Raw genomic sequence first — 18,383 nt, 5'->3', positions numbered from 1 at the left:
CATTCTCGCGCCGGAACCCCTGCGGCACAATGCGCCCATGCGACCGTTTTCCGCCCCCCAGCTGAACCCCGCCACCGAGACCGGCTGGCGCCGTCGGTGGTTCGACATCATCTACCGCCATGACTCGCGGCCCTCGCGCAATTTCGACCTGATCCTGGTGGTGGCGATCATCGCCAGCATCCTGGTGGTGATGATCGACAGCGTGCAGCACCTGCATGCCGAATGGTCCACCGGCCTGTACATCCTGGAATGGGGCTTCACGATCATCTTCACCGCCGAGTACCTGCTGCGGCTGGCGGTGGTCAAGCGCCCGCTGCGTTACGCGGTGAGCATCTGGGGCATCATCGACCTGCTGTCGATCCTGCCCGCCTACCTGTCGATGTTCATCCCCGGCGCGCAGAGCCTGCTGGTGGTGCGCGCGCTGCGCATCCTGCGCGTGTTCCGCATCCTCAAGCTGACCCGCTACATCGAGGAAAGCGGCGTGTTGATGACGTCGCTGTGGCGCAGCCGGCGCAAGGTGCTGGTGTTCCTGTTCACGGTGATCACCATCACCATCATCGCCGGCGCACTGATGTACGTGATCGAGGGCCCCGAACACGGCTTCACCAACATCCCGGCCAGCATGTACTGGGCGGTGGTGACCATGGCCACGGTCGGCTTTGGCGACATCGTGCCGCAGACCGTGCTCGGCCGCTTCGTCACCTCGGTACTGATCCTGATCGGCTACAGCATCATCGCCGTGCCCACCGGCATCTACACCGCCGAACTGGCCAGCACCATGCGCGAAGCCGAGCTGGCCGCGCGTCGTGATGCACGTGGCTGCCCGGAGTGTGGACTGGAAGGGCACGAGCCGGATGCGCGCCATTGCCGCAAGTGTGGTGGCCAGCTGCCGGATGCGTTCAGTCATTGATGCGGGCGCCGGCGATGTACACCGGCGCTCGCTGATCACGCCATGAGCGGGAGCGCTACTGGCGGTTGCTCTGGAAAACGAGCGTGTTGTATTCCTGCATCAGCTTGTTGGCAGAGCCACGCGGCGCCATCGACGGCGAATCAAGCATGCGTCGTTCGAAATCGGTGTAAGGCTTCTTCTCGCTGACGCGCTGCAGCCGCTCCTTGCCTTCGCGCCGGAAATTCTCGGCCCCTCGTTCGAAGCCTTCCCAGTCCGACTTGCCCGGTTCCTGGTCGGCAACCTTGGCGTGCGCTTCATCGGAAATGCGGTTGAAGGCATCCAGGCGTTCGCGGGCCTTGGCCTGATCGAAATCATCCTCGCTCATCAGATCCATGATGGCCTTGGCTTCCAGCATCATCGCCAGACGGTAGTACTCGCGCGTGCGCCCCTCGGCCTGCTCCAGAACCTTGAGCTGCTCGCGTTGGGCAGCATCGTTCTGGCGCTCCAGCTCGGCATTGAACGTTTCGCTGGCAGCCACGAAATCCTTGAAAGCGGCCATCAAGGGCGCGTGCAGCTGCTTGCCCTTGGCGAACTGGTCGTCTTCGTAGTCCTGGCGATCGTAGTAGTCATGCGCGTCCTTGCTGAGCGGCACCAGCGCCTTCAGCGCCTGCTGGTAATGGCCTGCAGCGGCATCCAGATCGGCCAGCGCCGGCTTGGCAGCAATCGCCTCGGTCACCGGAGCGTCGCACTGCTTCATGTCGTAGCCGCTGATCTCGAACGGGCCGTACACGTGCGTCTCGCGTCCGGTCGGGCCAGCGTCGACATCCTTGATCCAGCGCGTGTAGGACTGGATGCTGCCGTGGGTTTTCGAATCCAGCGCGTTGAAGCAGCCGATGTAGGCGTTGAGCTTGGCGGTCAACTGCTGCTGTGTATCGGACGGGGCCGCGCTGGCCTCCGGCGTGCCGGAGGCAGCGGCGCCGCCTGCAGCTGCGGGGGCCTTGCCACCGCAGGCGGTCAGGATCAACGACAGCGAAGCGGCCAGCGCCGCGACGGAAAGAGTGCGTGACATGTGCTCACATCCTTGTTGAAAACGATTACAGCCACGCATTCTAGCGCAGCAGGCCGAGGGTCGCAGCACTCGGCCTCTTCCGGCGACGCGCGGTCAATCCAGGAACAGATCCGGCAACAACGCGCGCGACGGATCCACTGCATAGCCGGAAAGATCGGTGACACCGGCCTGCGCCAGCACTTCATCGTCGATCAGGAACTGACCGTGGAAACCGGCAGCTTCGCGCACCAGCACCGCATGGGCGGCATCGGCCATGATCTGTGGCGTGCGGCAGCCGGCCGCATCCACGCCCGGAATCATGTTGATCGCATCAGTGGCGATCACCGTGCGCGGCCACAGCGCATTCACCGCCACGCCCTGCGGACCGAATTCCGCGGCCAGGCCCAGGGTGACGAAGCTCATGCCCATCTTCGCCAGCGTGTAGCCGGTGTGCGGTGCCCACCACTTCGGCGCCAGGCTCGGCGGCGGCGCCAGGGTGAGGATGTGAGGGTTCGGCGCCTGCAGCAGGTACGGCAGGCAGGCCTGCGCGCACAGGAAGCTGCCGCGTGAGTTGACCTGCTGCATCAGGTCGAAACGCTTCATCGGCGTATCCAGCGTGCCGCGCAACCAGATCGCGCTGGCGTTGTTGATCAGGATGTCGATGCCACCAAAGGTATCGACCGTGGCCGCCACCGCCGCCTGCACCTGCTCTTCCTCGCGGATGTCGCACTTCAGGGCCAGGCCCTGGCCGCCGGCTGCCGTTACCGCTTCGGCCGCGCTATGGATGGTGCCCGGCAGCTTCGGATTCGGCACCGACGACTTGGCCGCGATGGCCACGTTGGCGCCGTCGCGCGCGGCGCGCAGTGCGATGGCCAGGCCGATGCCACGCGAGGCACCGGTGATGAAAAGGGTTTTGCCCTGCAGACTGCCCACGTTCCACACTCCAGCGTATGCAATGAGCCGCTAGTATGCCGCGCCGACGCGGAGTTCACCCGGCCTTGACGATACTCAGGTCTCCAGACAACGCACGAGGTCCACGCCATGCGCCGTTCCCGCCTGTTGCTGCCTGCCCTGGGGCTTGCCCTGCTGACTGCCTGCCAGGGCCGTTCGCCGGAACCCGGCAAGGAGCCACCCGCCGGTGACGCGCCCAGCGCGGAGAAGGCTGCCGCTGACGGCAAGATGCGCTGGAGCGAGGCGGTGGTCTGGGATGGCGACCTCAACGCCTGCCGCCAGGGCGAGAATGCCGCGACCCGTGATTGCCTGCGCGATGCGATGCGCGCGGGTGGCGCAAGTGCCGATGCCGTTACCGCGGCCGAGCAGTTGTCCAGCGGCGGTGAGCTGGCCTATGTGACCGCCTGGCACGAGAACGAAGGGCTGGGCATTGCCACGATTGAGTATCCCTTCCGCGCCAATACCAATGAGGGCACGCGACTGGTCGATGCCAGCGGCAAGCGCATCGACGTGGATGCCGTGCAGTTGGACGACACCCTGCGTGCCGACCCGACCGTGCAGGAACTGCTGAAAGCCAACCCGCAGGCCACGCCGTTCGCGCCGGCACAGTCGGCCGGCGCTTCGCCATTGGATAACGGCGGCATCCGCCTGCTGTACCGTACGCCGCTGCGCGACTGCCACGCCTGCCCGGACGTGGGGCAGCTGCAGATCGCCTATGACTTCGATGCCAAGCGCAACTTCATTGGCCAACAGGTGGTGCCGGCGGCACCGTAAGGCCACCGACCTTTGTAGAGCCGAGCCATGCTCGGCTCATTGAATGCAGCCGAGCATGGCTCGGCTCTACAACGCGATTCTGCCCGGCGCTTCCACGCATGGCGTGGATCTACCGGTACAACCGCACCTGCTTCTCCAGCAGATGCGGCACGATCAGCCGATGCACGGGTGCGACCGGCAGCATGTACACACGCCCGAACGTGTTGTGCGTATGCACCACCGTCGTCACTTCCAACAGGTCACCCTGCCATTGCAGCGCCAACTGCACACGCAGGTGGCGGTCGTCGTCTTCCAGCACGATGGCATCGTCGTCCAGCGACTGCAGGGTGAAGATGCCCAGCCGCTGGCCGGGTTGAGGATCCACAACAACCTGCACCGCACGCAACGAGCCCAGATGCTTCATGCCGAGCAGGCGCATGCCGCGATTGCGCAGTGCCATCAGCCCATCGAACCAGCCGGGAATGGTCGCCGCCATATCGCGATAGGCCTGCAAGGCCGAGCGCCCATCGCGACGGGTCGCCGCCTGGCAGGCGTGCACGAAGTCGGCGCCAGCCAACTGTGGGCGCAGGACGCTGCCCGCACTCGGCGGGCCGGTCACCACCTGCGCACGGCTCACGGCTTCGGCCCCTGCCCTTCGTTGTCTTCCCAATGCAGGATGCGGCGGGTGACGAAGCGGTAGACCGGCTTGCCGGTGGCGAACCACAGTTCGCGCACCCACGAGGTGCGCTTGAGCAACCGCTTCTCCACTGGGGTGAGCGACTCGCGGCAATACATGCGCTTGTGCTTGAGCAGGTGGCGCAGGTCCTCGCGGGCCAGCAGCCGCATCCAGCGCGAGCGCGGGTTGCCGATCACCGCCAGCTGGAAGTCGATCAGCGCCGGACGACCGTCTTCGGTGACCAGCCAGTTGGCTTCCTTGGCCAGATCGTTGTGGGCCACGCCATTGCGGTGCAGCTGCTGCAGCAACCGACGCGCCGAGCGGAACCAGGCCAGATCGCCACGCGGCGGGCGCTGGTACATGGCATCGCCGGCCATGAAGCTGCGGTCGAGGTGACGGCCATCCCACGCCAGCAGCTGCGGCACATCGGCCATGCCGTGGATGTGCTGCAACGCACGTGCCTCGCGGCGGGCCAGCCACCAGGCCGGCAGCCGCAGCCACAGCGGCGTGGCGCCCAGATCACGGCGCACGAAGGGGCCATCGGGCCCTTTCACAAGAAGGATCTGGCCGAAGCTGTCGGCCTTCAAAGCATGCGGTGGAGCGTCTGGCGAATGCGGCATGGGCTCATTCTAGGCGATGGCGACGGTTGCAAACGGTCACGAAGCGGCTGGGAACCAGTCACCTTCACGCCCCTATAATCGGGCAATGGACTCTTCATGGATCGACGCCACGCTCGCGTGGATTGCCGCTCACCCCGTGCTGGCGGGTGCCGTTATCTTCCTCATCGCCTTCTGCGATGCGGTGATCATTCTTGGCGCCATCGTGCCGGCGCTGCCGCTGCTGTTCGCGGTGGGCGTGTTCATCGGCCTGGGCCAGATCTCCGGGCCGTACGCGGTGGCGGCTGCAGCCCTGGGCGCCTTTGCCGGCGACGGTATCAGTTACTGGATCGGCCGCCGCTGGGGTGACCGCCTGCGCGGCGTGTGGCCGTTCAGCCGCTACCCGCAGCTGCTCGACCGCGGTGAGAACCTGTTCCGCCGCAATGCCTTCAAGAGCATCCTGATCGCGCGCTACGTCGGCGCGATCCGACCGTTCGTGCCGGCCATCGCCGGCATGATGAAGATGCCCGCCAGCCGTTACGTGCAGGCCAGCGGCATCGCCAGCATCTCCTGGGCGGTGCTGTTCCTGGCGCCGGGCTGGATTCTTGGCGAAGCCTACGACGCAGTCGCGGCGGTGGCCGGGCGTCTGGTGGTGGTGGTCGGCCTGCTGGCGGTCATCCTCGGCCTGGTCTGGGCCATCGTGCTGTACGGCTATCGCTGGTCGGCCGCGCGCATGGACAACTGGCTGGCGCGCCTGCTGGACTGGTCCAACCGTCACCCGACGCTGGGCCGCTACACCGTCGGCGTGCTTGATCCCAAGCGCCGCGAATCGGTGCCGCTGGCGATGCTGGCGTTGATGCTGCTGGTACTGGGCTGGGGCTGGTTCGCGCTGCTGACCGTGGTGGTCGCACACGGCGAGCCGCTGGCGATCGACCTGCTGGTACACCAGGCCATGCTGGCGCTGCGCAATCCGCTGGCCGACTACCCGATGGCCGCACTGGCGTCGCTGGGGGCCTGGCAGGTACTGCTGCCGGCCACCGCAGCCGCCATGGGTTACCTGATCTGGCGCCGACGCTGGATGGCCGCCGCGCACTGGCTGGCCGCGCTTGCCTTCGGCCTGGCGCTGACCATGCTGCTCGGTGCCACCGTGGATGTGGTGCGCCCGGTCGACGCCAGCAGCGGCTTCGGCTTCCCGTCGGTGTCGGTGACCATGGCCACCATCACCTTCGGTTTCTTCGCAGTGCTGATCGCCCGCGAGATGCCCGGCCGCACCCGCGTCTGGCCGTACCTGGTGTCGGGCATCGTGGTCAGCCTGATCGGCTTCTCGCGCCTGTACCTGGGCGCGCATTGGCTGAGCGATGTGATCGGCGGCATGCTGTTCGGCACGTTCTGGCTGCTGGTGCTGGGCATCGCCTACCGCCGCCGCTTCAACCGCTCGTTCTGGGTGAAGCCGGTGGCCTGGCTGTTCTACGGCGTCTTCGCCGTGGCGGCGATGTGGTACGCACCGCGCCATATTCCGGTGAAGCTGGAACGCTTCGAGCCGACCCTGCCGGCACCGCAGGCGATGGACATGCAGGCGTGGTGGCAGCACGACTGGGCCACGCTGCCGGCGCGCCGCAACGAGTTCGACGACGACCAGCGCTGGCCGCTGGACGTGCAGGTGGCGGGCCCGCTGGCGCCGCTGCAGGCGCAGCTGGAAGCCCGTGGCTGGAAGCGGCAGGAGCAGGCCGGCTGGCAGCAGGCGCTGCTGATGCTGGACAAGAACACCGGCGCCGACGAGCTGCCGGTGTTGCCGGCAACGCTGGACACCCGCGTGGAAGCCCTGCTGATGGTGCGCCAGGGCGCGCAGCCGGATGAGCGCTACGTGCTGCGCCTGTGGCCGGCGCCTGCGCAGCTGCAGCCGGGCAACACGCCGTTGTGGCTGGGCAGCGCACAGACCCTGCGTTACGAGCGCCACTTCGAATGGATCGGCATGTGGCACCCGCTGCGTGGCGTCGACCCGGCCATGAATGCCGTGAAGGAAGCCGTACAGGGCCTGCCGCAGCACGAGGATGTGCACAGCGAAACCGGATTGCCGGTGCTGCGGTTGAAGACCACGCCGTGATCGAGCCGGTGCTTCTCTGGTAGTCGCCAACCTTGGTTGGCGCTTCGGGTGAAGGCTGCCAACCAAGGTTGGCATCTACCGGTTCCGGCGCGCTCTGGCCGTCGCCCCCCTGGTTGGCGTTTCCCGGTTCCGCTGCGCTCTGGTAGTGGCCAACCTTGGTTGGCGTTTGCCGGCTATGGCATCCAGCCCAGCAACTGCTGCAGGCGTTGGTGCGGGTCGTCCATCTGCAGCAGCTGCAGGCGCTGCTGCTCGCTCAGTGGCAGCAGTTCGGCCAACCGCCAGCCGACCCAGCTGGCCTGGTCCAGCAGTGCCGGGTTGGCCGGCGCATAGGCCTCGCCAGCCTGTTCGATGATGTGCCCCAGCAGCGTGGCCAGCAGCGCGTGCTGCGGCCGCAGTTCATCGTCCGGGTCTTCCTCGCACCAGCGCACGTCGGCCACCACCAGGCCGTTGTCGCGCACGCGGGTGCGCTCGACGTGGAAGCGGCGGGTGCCGCGCAGGCGCAATTGCAGCACGCCGTCGGCGCCGACATCGAAGTCTTCGATACGCACCTGCACGCCATAGGCGGCCGGCGTCGCTGGTGCACCGACCTCCTGGCCATCGAGGATCAGGCAGACGCCAAACCCCTCACCACTGCGGCCGCTATCGCGGACCAGGTCCAGGTAGCGGCGCTCGAATACGCGCAGGCCCACCGCCGCACCCGGTACCAGCGTGGTGTGCAGCGGAAACAGCGGCAGCGAATCGTCGACGCTCATCGGGCCTGCAGGGCGGCGAGGAAGCGACGCGGCGCGCCGTCGAAGCCACCGTTGGACATGAACACCACGTGGTCGCCGCTGCGCGCGCTGGCCTGCAGTTGCGCCAGCAACGCGTCGGTATCCGGTACCGCGTGTGCTTCGCCGCGCACCGCGGCGATCACCGCAGCGGCATCCCAGACCAGTTCCGGGCGATGCAGGAACACCACTTCATCGGCCAGCGCCAGCGAGGGTGCCAGGGCCTGCGCATGTGCGCCCAGTCGCATCGAGTTGCTGCGCGGTTCCATCGCGACCACGATGCGCGCATCGCCGACCTTGGCACGCAGGCCTTCCAGCGTGGTGGCGATCGCGGTCGGGTGATGGGCGAAGTCGTCGTAGACGGTGATGCCGTCATGGCTGCCGATCACTTCCATGCGGCGCTTGACGCTGCGGAAGCGCGCCAGTGCCGGAATCACGTCGGCCGGTGCCACGCCCACCGCATGCGCGGCGGCCAGCGCGGCCAGGCCGTTGAGCACGTTGTGGCGGCCCAGCAGCGACCACTGCACATCACCCAGTGCCTGGCCGCGATGGTGCACGCGGAAGGCACTGCCATCGGCGGCCAGCAGTTCGGCGTGCCATTCCAGCGACGGATCGAATCCGAAGCGCTCGACCGGGGTCCAGCAGCCCATCGCCAGCACTTCGGCCAGATGCGGGTCCTCGCCGTTGACGATCAGTCGGCCACGCGCCGGCACCGTGCGCACCAGATGGTGGAACTGGCGCTGGATCGCGGCTACGTCCGGGAAGATATCGGCGTGGTCGTATTCAAGGTTGTTGAGGATGGCCACCAGCGGCCGGTAGTGCACGAACTTGCTGCGCTTGTCGAAGAACGCGGTGTCGTACTCGTCGGCCTCGACCACGAACTCGCGGCCCTGGCCCAGGCGGGCGGAGACGCCGAAATCTTCGGCGACGCCGCCGATCAGGAAGCCCGGCGATCGCCCGGCGCTTTCCAGCAGCCAGGTGAGGATGGTGGTGGTAGTGGTCTTGCCGTGGGTGCCGGCCACGGCCAGCGTGTCGCGGCCCGGCAGCACCTGCTCGGACAGCCACTGCGCGCCCGAAATGTAACGCTGGCCAGCATCGAGCACGGCTTCCACGGCTGCGTTGCCGCGCGAGAGCGCGTTGCCGATCACCACTTCGTCCGTCCCGGCCGGCACGCTGTCGGCGCGGTAGCCCTGGTCCAGGGTGATGCCCAGCTGCTCGAGCTGGGTCGACATCGGCGGATAGATGGCCTGGTCGCTGCCGCTGACCGAATGGCCCAGTTCCCGCGCCAGGGCGGCCACGCCGCCCATGAAGGTGCCGGCGATTGCAAGGATATGTACGCTGCTCATGACCGAGGATTGTGACCGATGACGGCTGTATAGGGCCAATGTCCGCTCCCGGGTAAGACAAGTCCTACACGGGATGTGAGAAAACTCCAATCTTCTGTCAGGGAATTCCCGATAGCGATGTTCTGTGAACCCGGACACAATTCGAACTGCCAGCCGCAGTACCCGAACCGGTCCTACTCCCCAAGAGGCCATCCCCAAGGGAGCTCATGCTGCGGGGCCCTGAGCAAGCCCTCTGCTGGCGCCTATCAAACGACACAGGCCTGATCCTCGCGGACCAGGCCTGTGTTTTTTTGTGCCCGAGGGGCCGGCAGTTCGCGCCGGCCCGGCCGGATCAGGCCTTGATCGCCGCCAGGATGCGGGCTTCGATCTCGTCCAGCTCACCGACGCCGTCGACGCGGGCCAGGGTGCCACGGCCGGCGTAGAAGTCGACCACCGGAGCGGTCTGGTCGTTGTAGACCTGCAGGCGCTGACGCACCGCTTCCGGATTGTCATCGGCGCGACCCTGCTCCTTGGCACGACCGGCAATACGGTCGACCAGCAGCTCGGTGGCCACGTCCAGCTGCACCACGGCATCCAGCGGCTGGCCGATCTTGGCCAGCAGGCCGTCCATCGCATTGGCCTGGGCCACATTGCGCGGGTAGCCATCGAGGATGAAGCCCTTGGCGACATCAGCCTGGGTCAGGCGCGACTCCAGCATGCCCAGCAGGATGTCGTCCGACACCAGGTTGCCGGCATCCATCACCGTCTTGGCCTGCTTGCCCAGGTCCGTGCCGGCGGCGATTTCCGCGCGCAGCATGTCACCGGTCGAAATGTGGGCGATCCCCAGCTTTTCCTTCAGGCGCGTCGCCTGTGTCCCCTTGCCCGAACCGGGCGGTCCCAACAGAACCAATCGCATTGACCTGACTCCAACGTGTTGAAAACAAAGAAGGTTCGCGTCCCGGACGGACCGGTATCGCTGCACCGCAATAGCGCCACTTTACCGCATCCGGGTAATGTCCCTGCAATGTCCCCTCCCCCGAGCAGGTAGAAGCATGCGCAACGGTACTCTCCTCTACGCCCAGTCCGGCGGCGTCACCGCCGTCATCAACGCCACGGCGGCAGCGGTGATCGAGCAGGCCCGGGCCAAGGGCATCAAGGTCCTGGCCGCCCGCAACGGCATCCTCGGCGCGCTGCGCGAGGAACTGATCGACACCAGCAAGGAGAGCGCTGCGGCCATCCGCGCGCTGGCCCATACCCCGGGCGGCGCCTTCGGCTCGTGCCGGGTCAAGCTGAAATCGCTGGACGCCGACCGTGCCCGCTACGACCGCCTGCTGGAGGTCCTGCAGGCCCACGACGTGCGCTGGTTCCTCTACAACGGCGGCAACGACTCGGCCGATACCGCGCTGAAAGTCTCGCAGCTGGCCAAGGCGTCCGGCTACGACCTGACCTGCATCGGCGTGCCCAAGACCATCGACAACGACCTGGCGGTGACCGACACCTGCCCCGGCTTCGGCTCGGCCGCCAAGTACACCGCGGTGTCGGTGCGCGAAGCGGCGCTGGACGTGGCGGCGATGGCCGAGACCTCCACCCGCGTCTTCATCTACGAGGCGATGGGCCGCCACGCCGGCTGGCTGGCCGCGGCCGCCGGTCTGGCCGGCAACGGTGATGACGAAGCGCCGCACATCATCCTGCTGCCCGAGCGCGCCTACGACGAGGCCGCGTTCCTGGCCAAGGTGAAGGCCGTGGTCGAGCGCGTCGGCTACTGCGTGGTGGTGGCCTCGGAAGGTATCGCGACCGCCGATGGCCGCTTCGTCGCCGACGCTGGTGGCGGCAAGGACTCGTTCGGTCATTCGCAGCTGGGTGGCGTGGCGGCCCACCTTGCGGGACGGGTCAAGGACCAGCTCGGCCTGAAGGTGCATTGGGCGCTGCCCGATTACCTGCAGCGCTCGGCCCGCCACCTGGCCAGCAGGACCGACTGGGAGCAGGCGCAGGCGGTGGGCAAGGCCGCCGTGCAGCTGGCACTGAAGGGACAGAACGGCGTGATGCCGGTGATCGTGCGCAGCAGCGATGCGCCGTACCGCTGGAAGATCGAAGCCGCGCCGCTGTCGAAGATCGCCAACCACGAGAAGAAGATGCCGGCAGGCTTCATCCGCCGCGATGGCTTCGGCATCACCGCCAAGGCACGCGCCTACCTGTCGCCGCTGATCAAGGGCGAAGCACCACTGCCGTACGGCAGCGACGGCCTGCCGAAGTACGTCACCCTGAAGAACGTGGCGGTGAAGCAGAAGCTGCCGACCTTCGAGGGCTGAGCCGAAAAAGGGGACGGAGGGGATTAAGTCGCATCTGCCCCTCCGTCATCTCCTACAGCGTCAGCAGTGGGTCGGATACGACTTAATCCCCTCCGTCCCCTTTTTAGTGGAGGCACACCTTGGCACTGCGAGTTGTTCGACTGGGTACGCCGCGCGCTCCCGGCGAGGGCCTGCGTATCGGTACCGTGCGACGACCACCGCGCGGCGTGCCACGCAGCGAATTCGCGACACAGGACTGGTACGACGTCTGGTTCCCGACCCTGTCACCCAGCGCGGAACTGGTGAAGCAGGCGCACGAGGCAAAAGCCGCGGCCGACTGGAATGCGTTCTTCCGCCACTACAGGGCCGAGATGAAGGCGCCCGATGCGGCCCACGCGCTGGACCTGCTGGCCGCGATGTCACAACACAGCGACATCAGCGTGGGGTGCTACTGCGAGGATGAAGCGCATTGCCATCGCAGGGCCCTGCGCGAGCTGCTGGTGGCGCGCGGGGCGACGCTGGCGGAGTGAAGATCGCAGGGTTGCCGGCCAGCGGCCGGCACTATGCGTGGATGACCGCGTGGGTACACCGCCCACGCAATTTCAATTGCAGGCCTTGCCTTCCATCTGCAGCTGCGCGGCGAACATCGTCACCTGCGGAATCTGGCCGGCGGCGGCCTGCTTCTTGGCCTCTTCCAGATAGATGCGCGACTGGCCCTGCCCGTCCAGCTCGACCTTGTTGCTCGACGGCAGGCGCCATACCCGCACCACGGCCTGCTGTGCCGGGCAGGCGGCGCTGGGAACGCGGATCACATCATTGAGCTTCCAGCCCTTGTCGGCGCTTGGCTGCGCCTTGGCGTAGTCGACGAAGCGCGCGCGCGGCTGGCACTGCTCGCTGGTACGCACGGCGGAGAAGCGATACGGCTCGGCCGCCTGACCGGTGAAGGCACCTTCCAGGCGCGCGCAGGCCTCGGGAATCTGCCGCAGGGTGTGCACCGCGCCCACGGCCTGGGGGGCACCCACGGCGCGCTGCAGCTCCGGGGTTTCCGCGGCGAGTGCCGGTACGGCCGGGACCAGGGCGGCAAGCATCAACAGGGACAGGCGCATGGGGGATCTCCTTCAGGACTCCGCGCAGGCTTGCAGAGGCTGGCTTAACGGGGTGCAAAGGCCTGCAGCTTTCGAATCATGCCCATGGACTGGCGGCATGCGCCGCGGTTCGCAGGAGCCAGTCGAGCACGGCTCGACTCTACAGTGCGCGGCACGCATACTGCGGGCACCAGGGAATGCTGAACACCGCCATACGTCGGACGACCACCAAGGTCGGTACGGGTTGGTTCCAGGCTGCAGCCCGTCGTCCCCCTCGTGGTGCCGTTCATCGCCACTGGATGCCTACATCCATTCTGCGGAGGGGTCTAATGCTGGAACGTCACGGGCTGTCATTGGCGCTGGGCTGCGCCATTCTCGCGATCCTGTTCGGAATCGTCTCGGCGCGCTGGATCCTGCGCCAACCCACCGGCAATGAACGCATGATCGCGATCGCCACCGCGATCCAGGAAGGTGCGCGTGCCTACCTCAACCGCCAGTACCTGACCATCGGCGTCGCCGGCGTGGTGCTGTTCGTGCTGGTCGGCATCTTCCTCAGCTGGTACACCGCGATTGGTTTCGCGGTCGGCGCGGTGCTGTCCGGCGCCGCCGGCTACATCGGCATGAACGTGTCGGTACGCGCCAACGTGCGCACTGCCGAAGCTGCACGCCACGGCATCAGCGCCGCAATGGACGTCGCCTTCCGCGGCGGTGCGATCACCGGCATGCTGGTGGTCGGACTCGGCCTGCTGGGCGTGGCCGGCTACTACGCACTGCTGCTGCGCATGGGCCTGCCGATGGAACAGGCGCTGCATGCCCTGGTCGGCCTGGCCTTCGGCTCCTCGCTGATCTCGATCTTCGCGCGCCTGGGCGGCGGCATCTTCACCAAGGGCGCGGACGTCGGTGCCGACCTGGTCGGCAAGGTCGAAGCCGGGATTCCCGAGGATGACCCGCGCAACCCGGCGGTGATCGCCGACAACGTCGGTGACAACGTCGGCGACTGCGCCGGCATGGCCGCCGACCTGTTCGAGACCTACGCGGTGACCGTGATCGCCACCATGCTGCTGGGCAGCCTGATGCTGGCCGAGGCAGGCGCCAATGCGGTGCTGTATCCGCTGGTGCTGGGCGGCGTGTCGATCATCGCCTCGATCATCGGCGCGCTGTTCGTCAAGGTGAAGCCGGGCGGTTCGATCATGGGCGCACTGTACAAGGGCGTGATCGTCTCCGGCGTACTGGCCGCCATCGCCTTCTACCCGATCACCACCGGGTTGATGAGTGACAACGTGCATGGGCCGATGGCGCTGTATGGCTGCGCATTGATCGGGCTGGTGCTGACCGGCCTGATCGTGTGGATCACCGAGTACTACACCGGCACCCAGTACAAGCCGGTGCAGCACGTGGCGCAGGCCTCGACCACCGGGCATGGCACCAACATCATCGCCGGCCTTGGCATTTCGATGAAGTCCACCGCGCTGCCGGTGGTGGCGGTGTGTGCGGCGATCTGGGGCGCGTTCGCGCTGGGCGGCCTGTACGGCATCGCCATCGCCGCCACCGCGATGCTGTCGATGGCCGGCATGATCGTCGCCCTCGACGCCTATGGACCGATCACCGACAACGCCGGCGGCATCGCCGAAATGGCCGAGCTGCCCTCGGAGATCCGCGACATCACCGATCCGCTGGATGCGGTTGGCAACACCACCAAGGCGGTGACCAAGGGCTACGCGATCGGATCGGCGGCGCTGGCGGCACTGGTGCTGTTCGCCGACTACACCCACAACCTGCAGGCCGCGCATCCCGGGCAGGAATTCCGCTTCGACCTCAGCGACCACACGGTGATCATCGGCCTGCTGATCGGCGGCCTGATTCCCTACCTGTTCGGTGCGATGGCGATGGAAGCGGTCGGCCGCGCCGCCGGTGCGGTGGTGGAAGAGGTTCGCCGCCAGTTCCGCGAGATCCCGGGCATCATGCAGGGCACCGGCAAGCCGCAGTACGACAAGGCGGTGGACATGCTGACCCGCTCGGCGATCCGCGAAATGATCGTGCCCTCGCTGCTGCCGGTGGCGGTGCCGGTGGTGGTCGGCCTGCTGCTGGGGCCACGCGCCCTGGGCGGCCTGCTGATCGGCACGATCGTGACCGGCCTGTTCGTGGCCATCTCGATGACCACCGGCGGCGGTGCCTGGGACAACGCCAAGAAGTACATCGAGGACGGCCACTTCGGCGGCAAGGGCAGCGAAGCGCACAAGGCCGCGGTGACCGGCGATACCGTCGGTGACCCGTACAAGGACACGGCCGGCCCGGCAATCAATCCGCTGATCAAGATCATCAACATCGTGGCATTGCTGCTGGTGCCGCTGCTGTAGATCCACGCCATGCGTGGATGATCAGCCCGACGGGGTCGGAGCCCTTTCCTGCGGAAAGGGCTCCGACCCCATCGTCAATCACCGCCCGCGCAGGAAGAACGACACCGGCACCATCACTTCCACCGGGTCGCCGGCCACTTCGGCCGGCGGCGCCGGTACCGGGCTGGCGCGCTGCACGGTGTCCAGCGTCTCCTGGTCAAGCAGCGCAAAGCCACTGCTGCGGCCCAGTTTCAACCCCGAGACCGCGCCATCGCGGGCCACGGCAAAGCGCACGTAGACCACGCCCTGCTGGCGCATCCGCTCGGCCTGGCGCGGATAGCGCCGATGCCTCTGCAGATGCCCGAGCAGGCGCCCTTCCCAGCTTGCCTCGGCACGACTGCGTTCGCCGGCCGTGGTCTGCGGCGCGGTGTAGCGTGCGGCCGCGTCGGCCGCCACCTGCGGCGGTGCGCTGCTCTGCGCGACGTTGGCGTCAGCGGTGTCCGGCGACGGCGTCGGCTGCGGTGCACGCGGCGGTGGCAGGTCGCCCTGCGGCTGCACCGGCGCCTTCGGTTGCTCACGCAGGGCCGGCCTTGGCACCTGCCGCTGCTGTTGCTGCTGCAACGGCCCGGTCGCGACCTCGCGCGGCGGCACCGGCGGTGCCTGCGCCATCGGCGCCAGTTCCAGCATCAGCGCCGCAGGCGGAACCGCAGCCGTCAGCGCTGGCGCACGGGCCGCCCACCAGCAGGCCGCGCCGATCAACAGCGCATGCACCAGCAGCACGATCGCCAGGCTGGTCGCCCAGCGCCGCAGTCCACTCATCGTGCGCCCTGCTCCAGGCCGACCAGCGCCACCTTCAGGTAGCCGGCCGCTCGCAGCGCATCCAGCGTGGCCATCAGTTCGCCATAGGGCACGCGGGTATCGGCACGCAGGAAGATGCGCTGCGTGGTGTCACTGTGAGTGGCCGCCTGCAATGCGGCCGCCAGGCCGTCGCGCGCCACAGCCTGTTCGCCAACGCGCAGCGACAGATCGGCCTGCACGGTCACGTACACCGGTGCCTGTTCCGGCGGCGTGGCGCTGGCACTGCTGGCCGGCAGCTGCACCGGCACCGACACGGTGGCCAGCGGTGCGGCCACCATGAAGATGATCAGCAGCACCAGCATCACGTCGATGAAGGGCGTGACATTGATCTCATGCGCTTCTTCAAGGGCATCGTCGCGGTCGGATGCGGTCCTGATCGCCATCGCCGCGCCTCAGTGCACCGCACGCAGCGGCGCCGCTGCGGTACGCGGAACGGCACGATCGAGATCGCGCGAGACCAGTTGCTGCACGGCCGCCGACAGATCGCCGAGCAGACCCCGCAGGCCGGCCAGTACACGGCTGAAGTGGTTGTAGACCAGCACGGCGGGAATCGCTGCGACCAGACCCAGCGCGGTCGCCAGCAGGGCCTCGGCGATGCCGGGCGCAACCACCGCCAGGTTGGTGGTGTTGCTGTGCGCGATGCCGATGAAACTGTTCATGATGCCCCACACCGTGCCGAACAGGCCGACGAACGGCGCCACCGCGCCGATGCTGGCGAGCACGCCGATGCCACGTCGCTGCACGCGCGCGGTTTCCAGTTCAATGCGGTCCAGGCGCGACGCGACGCGTTCCTTGATGCCGTCGCGGCTGTCCAGTTCCTGCGACAGGCGCAGCTCGGTGCGGACAGCGTCCAGCATGGCGAGTGCGGTGCCCTGCTGCAGGCAGGCCTCGGCGCTCTCGCCGGACAGGCTCGGCGCCTGCAGCAACAGCGCGCGCGCTGCGCGCAGCTGCCGGCCCTGGCGAGCCAGCTCCCAGCCCTTGGCCAGCAGCACGGTCCAGGTGGCCAGCGACGCCAGTGCCAGCGCGATCATCACCGTCTTCACCACCACGTCGGCGGCCAGGTACATGCCCCACGGGGTCAATGCGGGGGCGGCCACGGGGGCCAGGTCAGCAGGCAGCATCGTCTCGGTTTCCATCAGCATCAGGTGTCGCTGCGCGGCGGCGGGCCGCGCGCGGATCATTGGCGTCGTCCACTTCCACTACCGGATTGGGCTCCAGCCGCGGTGCGGGCCGACTGAGCACGTAGCCGGCGCTGACCGCGAAGAACAGGCCTACACCCAGCAGCAGGCGCCAGGACGGGTGCGCACCCCAGCAGAACAGTGCGAAGCCCACCGCCATGCCGGCGCTGGCGAACGCCTTGCCCTTGCGTGACACCGCGCCCTGCTCGCGCCACAGCCGCAATGACGGGCCGTAGCGCGGATGCGCCAGCAGGCGCTGCTCGAACTTTGGTGAACTGCGCGCGAAGCAGCCCACGGCCAGGATCAGGAAGATGGTGGTCGGCATCACCGGCAGCAGCGCGCCGATCACTCCGAGGCCGACCATCAGCCAGCCCAGCGCGAACCAGAGCCAGCGCATCAGCGTTGCGCCGATAGGCGGGAGGCGTGCATCAGGCGAATTCCACTTCAACGTGGCCGTGCACGCTGCGGAACGCAGCATCGGCCGCATCGATCACCTGCTGCTCCTGCTCGGCGCTCAGCGGCACCGCGTCCAGCGCAGCAGTGAATTCACGCCAGTGGCGCGCAGCGCCATCCGGATGCGCAGCCAGGTGGCGGGCACCGAAATCGCGGTCCAGGCCCAGCTTGGCGGCCATCTTGTACAGCACGGTGCCGCCCAGGTTGGAGCCCTCGGCCACATACAGCCACCCCAACGCAGCGGGCAATTCCAGATCAGACGGCAACGCGGCGATATCGGCCCCCGGCAGGGTCTGCTCCAGATCCTGCAGGTCGCGCGCGACCTGGGTCAGGCGACGGCGCTCGCCCAGGTCCGGCAGCAGTGCGTCCAGCGCAGGATTGGCATACAACGCATCGATGCTGCGGTGGAAGCGGTACTGCACGCGCAGGAAACGGGCGAAGTTGCTGCGGTCGGCGAAGATGTCGCCGGCCATGATGCGCTTGTCCAGCGCGCCATGGCTGTCGCGGGTGGCGGCCTTGAGCCGCAGGCTGCGGCTGTCTTCAGGGGCGATGTGTGCGTTCATGGGGGATGCCAAGGGGGTCGTCCTGCTGTAGACGTTCGCCACGGGGCTTTCCCCAAGGCCATGTACACCGATAATGGCGTATCCCTTCTTCCCGCAGGAACCGACGATGATCACCACCGAACCGCGCATGACCAACCTGTTCCTGCAGCTGGGCCTGGATGCCAGCGCCGAGGGCATCGCCCGCTTCATCCGCGAACACCAGCTGGCCACCGATGTGGAAGTGGTCGAAGCGCCGTACTGGAACGATGCCCAGCGCCAGTTCCTGTCCGAGTCGCTGCAGGCCGATGCGGCATGGAGCACGGTGGTGGATGAGCTGAACGAGTCGCTGCATGAAGATGCGGTGAAGGCTTCGAGCGGGCTGTAAATAGACGCCGGGCATGGCCCGGCGCTGTCGATTGCTCGGCAGAAGCGGTGCGGACCAAGGTCCGCACCCACCGAGGGCGGTTGGGGCTCGCGGGAGTCGGAGCCCTTTCCGCAGGAAAGGGATCCGACCCCACCGCTCATCCGCGACCG

The 18,383-nt window shown here is 67.5% G+C and carries 20 protein-coding genes; 7 read left to right on the top strand and 13 right to left on the bottom strand.

Annotation, left to right across the window (positions count from 1 at the left end):
• Positions 1 to 37: 37 nt before the first annotated feature.
• Positions 38 to 910: an ion transporter gene (locus tag VPH47_RS03715; protein WP_110713514.1), complete on the top strand. Its 873-nt coding sequence runs from the start codon at positions 38 to 40 to the stop codon at positions 908 to 910.
• A gap of 55 nt (positions 911 to 965) precedes the next feature.
• Here VPH47_RS03715 and VPH47_RS03710 read toward each other — a convergent pair whose 3' ends face one another.
• Positions 966 to 1,958: a YiiG family protein gene (locus VPH47_RS03710; RefSeq protein ID WP_153854454.1), complete on the bottom strand. Its 993-nt coding sequence runs from the start codon at positions 1,956 to 1,958 to the stop codon at positions 966 to 968.
• A gap of 93 nt (positions 1,959 to 2,051) precedes the next feature.
• Entirely contained in the window at positions 2,052 to 2,870 is an 819-nt protein-coding gene (locus VPH47_RS03705) for an SDR family oxidoreductase (protein ID WP_368850150.1), read from the bottom strand.
• Positions 2,871 to 2,978: 108 nt separating this feature from the next.
• On the opposite strand from VPH47_RS03705, the gene VPH47_RS03700 reads away from it, so the two are divergent.
• Positions 2,979 to 3,662 carry a hypothetical protein gene (locus tag VPH47_RS03700; protein ID WP_368850149.1) on the top strand — a complete coding sequence of 228 codons (684 nt, stop codon included), beginning with the start codon at positions 2,979 to 2,981 and terminating at the stop codon, positions 3,660 to 3,662.
• Positions 3,663 to 3,771: 109 nt separating this feature from the next.
• Here VPH47_RS03700 and VPH47_RS03695 read toward each other — a convergent pair whose 3' ends face one another.
• Positions 3,772 to 4,278, bottom strand: coding sequence for a DUF2867 domain-containing protein (locus VPH47_RS03695; RefSeq protein WP_368850148.1), 507 nt, complete (start codon positions 4,276 to 4,278; stop codon positions 3,772 to 3,774).
• Entirely contained in the window at positions 4,275 to 4,937 is a 663-nt protein-coding gene (locus tag VPH47_RS03690) for a serine/threonine-protein kinase (RefSeq protein ID WP_248858250.1), read from the bottom strand. The genes VPH47_RS03695 and VPH47_RS03690 overlap by 4 nt, the downstream gene beginning before the upstream one ends.
• Before the next feature lie 85 nt (positions 4,938 to 5,022).
• Between VPH47_RS03690 and VPH47_RS03685 the strand changes: the two genes are divergently transcribed.
• Entirely contained in the window at positions 5,023 to 7,017 is a 1,995-nt protein-coding gene (locus VPH47_RS03685; RefSeq protein ID WP_368850147.1) for a VTT domain-containing protein, read from the top strand.
• 173 nt (positions 7,018 to 7,190) lie between these two features.
• On the opposite strand, the gene VPH47_RS03680 is transcribed toward VPH47_RS03685, so the two are convergent.
• The 3 genes from VPH47_RS03680 to VPH47_RS03670 form a co-directional block, all read right to left on the bottom strand.
• Positions 7,191 to 7,769, bottom strand: a complete 579-nt coding sequence (locus VPH47_RS03680; RefSeq protein ID WP_110713526.1) for an LON peptidase substrate-binding domain-containing protein — start codon at positions 7,767 to 7,769, stop codon at positions 7,191 to 7,193.
• Positions 7,766 to 9,130, bottom strand: coding sequence for a UDP-N-acetylmuramate:L-alanyl-gamma-D-glutamyl-meso-diaminopimelate ligase (gene mpl, locus VPH47_RS03675; protein ID WP_110713528.1), 1,365 nt, complete (start codon positions 9,128 to 9,130; stop codon positions 7,766 to 7,768). The genes VPH47_RS03680 and mpl overlap by 4 nt, the downstream gene beginning before the upstream one ends.
• Before the next feature lie 331 nt (positions 9,131 to 9,461).
• Positions 9,462 to 10,025, bottom strand: a complete 564-nt coding sequence (locus tag VPH47_RS03670; RefSeq protein ID WP_110713530.1) for an adenylate kinase — start codon at positions 10,023 to 10,025, stop codon at positions 9,462 to 9,464.
• Positions 10,026 to 10,161: 136 nt separating this feature from the next.
• On the opposite strand from VPH47_RS03670, the gene VPH47_RS03665 reads away from it, so the two are divergent.
• Positions 10,162 to 11,418, top strand: coding sequence for a 6-phosphofructokinase (locus VPH47_RS03665; RefSeq protein ID WP_368850146.1), 1,257 nt, complete (start codon positions 10,162 to 10,164; stop codon positions 11,416 to 11,418).
• Between the two features lie 119 nt (positions 11,419 to 11,537).
• On the top strand, positions 11,538 to 11,927 hold the full coding sequence (locus tag VPH47_RS03660; RefSeq protein WP_368850145.1) for a DUF488 domain-containing protein: 390 nt from the start codon (positions 11,538 to 11,540) through the stop codon (positions 11,925 to 11,927).
• A gap of 72 nt (positions 11,928 to 11,999) precedes the next feature.
• Here VPH47_RS03660 and VPH47_RS03655 read toward each other — a convergent pair whose 3' ends face one another.
• The gene (locus VPH47_RS03655) at positions 12,000 to 12,503 is read right to left on the bottom strand and encodes a hypothetical protein (protein ID WP_153854462.1); all 504 of its coding nucleotides are present in this window, start codon (positions 12,501 to 12,503) and stop codon (positions 12,000 to 12,002) included.
• Positions 12,504 to 12,811: 308 nt separating this feature from the next.
• Here VPH47_RS03655 and VPH47_RS03650 point away from each other — a divergent pair, with 308 nt between their 5' ends.
• A complete protein-coding gene (locus VPH47_RS03650; RefSeq protein ID WP_071228169.1) occupies positions 12,812 to 14,839 on the top strand; it encodes a sodium-translocating pyrophosphatase in 2,028 nt (675 codons plus the stop codon).
• A gap of 78 nt (positions 14,840 to 14,917) precedes the next feature.
• On the opposite strand, the gene VPH47_RS03645 is transcribed toward VPH47_RS03650, so the two are convergent.
• Genes VPH47_RS03645 through VPH47_RS03625 form a run of 5 tightly spaced genes read right to left on the bottom strand, consistent with a single transcriptional unit; the run spans position 14,918 to position 17,870 of the window.
• Positions 14,918 to 15,637, bottom strand: a complete 720-nt coding sequence (locus tag VPH47_RS03645; protein WP_368850144.1) for an energy transducer TonB — start codon at positions 15,635 to 15,637, stop codon at positions 14,918 to 14,920.
• A complete protein-coding gene (gene exbD, locus VPH47_RS03640; protein ID WP_180854337.1) occupies positions 15,634 to 16,059 on the bottom strand; it encodes a TonB system transport protein ExbD in 426 nt (141 codons plus the stop codon). The genes VPH47_RS03645 and exbD overlap by 4 nt, the downstream gene beginning before the upstream one ends.
• 9 nt (positions 16,060 to 16,068) lie before the next feature.
• A complete protein-coding gene (exbB, locus tag VPH47_RS03635; RefSeq protein ID WP_368850143.1) occupies positions 16,069 to 16,797 on the bottom strand; it encodes a tonB-system energizer ExbB in 729 nt (242 codons plus the stop codon).
• The gene (locus VPH47_RS03630; protein ID WP_110713541.1) at positions 16,784 to 17,251 is read right to left on the bottom strand and encodes a YbaN family protein; all 468 of its coding nucleotides are present in this window, start codon (positions 17,249 to 17,251) and stop codon (positions 16,784 to 16,786) included. The genes exbB and VPH47_RS03630 overlap by 14 nt, the downstream gene beginning before the upstream one ends.
• 31 nt (positions 17,252 to 17,282) lie before the next feature.
• Positions 17,283 to 17,870 (bottom strand): biliverdin-producing heme oxygenase, encoded by a 588-nt coding sequence (locus tag VPH47_RS03625; protein ID WP_012512028.1) that lies wholly within the window; start codon positions 17,868 to 17,870, stop codon positions 17,283 to 17,285.
• Between the two features lie 106 nt (positions 17,871 to 17,976).
• On the opposite strand from VPH47_RS03625, the gene VPH47_RS03620 reads away from it, so the two are divergent.
• Entirely contained in the window at positions 17,977 to 18,234 is a 258-nt protein-coding gene (locus VPH47_RS03620) for a DUF2789 domain-containing protein (RefSeq protein WP_024957127.1), read from the top strand.
• Positions 18,235 to 18,383: the final 149 nt, after the last annotated feature.

Source organism: Stenotrophomonas sp. WED208, from assembly GCF_040984485.1.
GTDB lineage: Bacteria > Pseudomonadota > Gammaproteobacteria > Xanthomonadales > Xanthomonadaceae > Stenotrophomonas > Stenotrophomonas riyadhensis.
This window is presented reverse-complemented; position numbering and strand designations above follow the sequence as displayed.